1 protein-coding gene is annotated in these 3,194 nt (G+C 75.7%); it reads left to right on the top strand.

Features of this window, described 5'->3' with window-relative positions; all coding sequences use genetic code 11:
- Positions 1 to 3,194: SDR family NAD(P)-dependent oxidoreductase (locus tag ACFU74_RS36680; RefSeq protein ID WP_380764469.1), on the top strand; the 3,194-nt coding region annotated here is incomplete at both ends.

Genomic DNA, 3,194 nt, shown 5'->3' with positions numbered 1-3,194 from the left:
GTCGTCGCCGGCGACCCGCACGCCCTCGACGAACTCCTCACCCACTGCGAGAACGACGGCATCCGAGCCCGCCGGATCGCCGTCGACTACGCCTCACACACCGCGCACGTCGAGAACATCAGGGCGGAGCTGGCGACCCTGCTGGCCGACACCACCCCGAGCGCCGCCGAGATGGCGTTCTTCTCCTCGGTCACCGGCACGGCGACCGACCCGGCCGAGCTGGACGCCGGGTACTGGTACCGGAACCTGCGGCAGACCGTGCGGTTCGAACAGGCCACCCGGGAGCTGCTGGAGCACGGCTGCACCCTGCTGATCGAGATGAGCCCGCACCCGGTGCTCGTCCCCGCCGTCCGGGAGACCATCGAGGCCGCCGGCTCGGACGCCGTCGCCCTCGGTTCGCTGCGCCGCGACGAGGGCGGCCCCGCCCGCTTCGTCCTCTCCCTGGCCGAGGCCCACGTGCACGGCGCTGCCGTCGACTGGGCCGGCCTGGCGGGCGAGCGGGCGACCCGGCGGGTGGACCTGCCCACCTACGCCTTCCAGCACCAGCGGTTCTGGCTCCGGCCGCCGGCCTTCGCCGGACGGTCCGCCGAGGCGGTGCTCGACTCCTGGCGGTACCGGGAGGAATGGCGGCCCGTCACGGCGGGCGGGACGGCCCGCGGCCGGTGGCTGCTCGTGGTGCCCCGGTCCGGCGCCGGAGCCGAGGCGGCCCGGGCGCTGACCGGCGCCGAGGTGGTCGAACTGGTCGTCGAACCCGGAACCGGGCGCCGGGAGCTCGCCGAACGGCTCTCCGAGAGCGGCGAGTTCAACGGCGTGCTGGCCGTCCTGCCCGATCTGTGGGGCTCGACGGTCCTCGTCCAGGCGCTCGGGGACGCCGGGGCCGGCGCGCCCCTCTGGTTCGCCACCCACGGGGCGGTGGCCCCGGTCGACGGCGACCGGGTGCAGCCGGAGGCGTCCCAACTCTGGGGTCTCGGACGGGTGGTGGCACTGGAGCACCCGGATCGCTGGGGCGGGCTGGTCGACCTGCCCGAGCGCCTGGACGAGGACGCGGCGGCCCTGCTGTCGGGTGTGCTGGCCGGCGCCTGCGGCGCCGAGGACCAACTGGCCGTCCGCGGCACCGGCTTGTTCGGCCGCCGGCTGGTCCGGGCCGAGCTGCGCACCCCTGCGCGCCCGTGGAGCCCGCGCGGCACCGTGCTGGTCACCGGCGGCACCGGCGCGCTCGGCGGCCACGTGGCCCGCTGGGCGGCCCGCAACGGGGCCGCGCACGTGGTGCTCACCAGCCGCCACGGCAAGGACGCGCCCGGCGCGGACCGGCTGCTCGCCGAGTTGGACGAGCTGGGCGCCGCCGTCACGATCGCGGCCGGCGACGTCTCCGACCGCGAGTTCCTGGCCAGGACCCTGGGTGAGGCCGGACCGCTCAGCGCCGTCTTCCACACCGCCGGCGTCAGCCAGTACGGCGACCTGGCCGGCCTGACCGAGGCCGACTTCGCCGACGCGTCCGCGGGCAAGGTGCTCGGCGCCCGTCACCTGGACGAGTTGCTGGCCGGTCAGGAGCTGGACGCCTTCGTGCTCTTCTCCTCCGGCGCGGCCGTCTGGGGCGGCGCCGGACAGGGCGCCTACGCGGCGGCCAACGCCTACCTGGACGGCCTGGCCCGGCAGCGGAGGGACCGCGGCGAGACGGCCACCTCGCTCTCCTGGGGCGGTTGGGCGGGTGCCGGAATGCTCGCGGGTGACGCCGGGCGCGAGCTGAGCCGGCGCGGCATCGGGGCGATGGCCCCCGACCTCGCGCTGACGGCGCTTCAGCAGGCGCTGGACCACGACGAGACGCTGCTGACGGTGGCCGACATGGACTGGGCGCGGTTCGCCCCCGCCTTCACGCTGAGCCGCCGCAGCCCGCTGATCGAGGAGATCCCCGAGGTCGCCGCCCGACTGCGCGAGGAACAACCGGACGCGGATCCGCGCACCGCCGCCCTGCGGCAGCGGCTGGCGCTCGCCGACGAGGCCGGCCGTCTGGAGGCCCTGACGGCCGTCGTCCGCACGGAGGCGGCCGTGGTGCTGGGCCACGGCGACGGGGGGTCGATCGACCCCCGCAGGCCGTTCCGCGACCTGGGCTTCGACTCCCTGCTGGCCGTGGAGTTCAAGAAGCGGCTGGTCCGCGCCACCGGGCTGAGCCTGCCGGGCGCGATCGTCTTCGACTACCCCACACCGGCCCGGCTGGCCCACCGGCTCGTGGTCCTGCTCCAGGGCGAGGCCGACGCGGCCGCACCGACCGTGGCGGCGGCCGGCAGCGACGAGCCGGTCGCCATCGTCGGCATGGCCTGCCGCTACCCGGGCGGGGTGAACTCCCCGGAGGACCTGTGGGACCTCGTCGCCTCGGGCACCGACGCGATCGGCGCCTTCCCGCCGGACCGCGGCTGGGACTCCGAGGGATACGGTGGCTTCGTCCACGACGCCGGCGGCTTCGACCCCCTGTTCTTCGACATCTCGCCGCGCGAGGCCCTCACCATGGACCCGCAGCAGCGGATGGTGCTGGAGACGTCATGGGAGGCGCTGGAACGGGCCGGCATCGACCCGACCGGCCTCGTCGGCAGCCGGACGGCGGTGATGGTGGGCGCCTCCGCCCTGGACTACGCGGGGCTGCTCTCCGACTCTGCGCACGGCGCCGAGGGGTTCGGCATGACCGGCAATGCCGGCAGCATCATCTCCGGCCGGGTCTCCTACACGCTCGGCCTGGAGGGCCCGGCGCTCACCATCGACACCGGCTGCTCCTCCGCGCTGGTCGCGATCCACACCGCGGCCGCCGCGCTGCGGGGCGGCGAGGTCGACCTGGCCCTGGCCGGCGGGGTCGCAGTGATGGCCACCCCGGTGGCCTTCGCCGAGTTCGAGCGGCAGAACGGCCTCGCCGGGGACGGGCGGGTCAAGGCGTTCGCCGACGCCGCCGACGGCACCAACTGGGGCGAAGGCGTCGGCCTGCTGCTGCTGGAGCGGCTCTCCGACGCCGAGCGCAACGGGCACCGGGTGCTCGCCGTGATCCGCGGCAGCGCGATCAACCAGGACGGCGCCTCCAATGGCCTCACCGCCCCCAACGGCCCCTCCCAGCAACGCGTCATCCGCCAGGCCCTCGCCAACGCCCGCCTCACCACCACCGACATCGACGCCGTCGAAGCCCACGGCACCGGCACCACCCTCGGCGACCC

The organism is Kitasatospora sp. NPDC057500 (genome assembly GCF_042802195.1).
Taxonomy (GTDB): Bacteria; Actinomycetota; Actinomycetes; order Streptomycetales; family Streptomycetaceae; genus Kitasatospora.
This window is presented reverse-complemented; position numbering and strand designations above follow the sequence as displayed.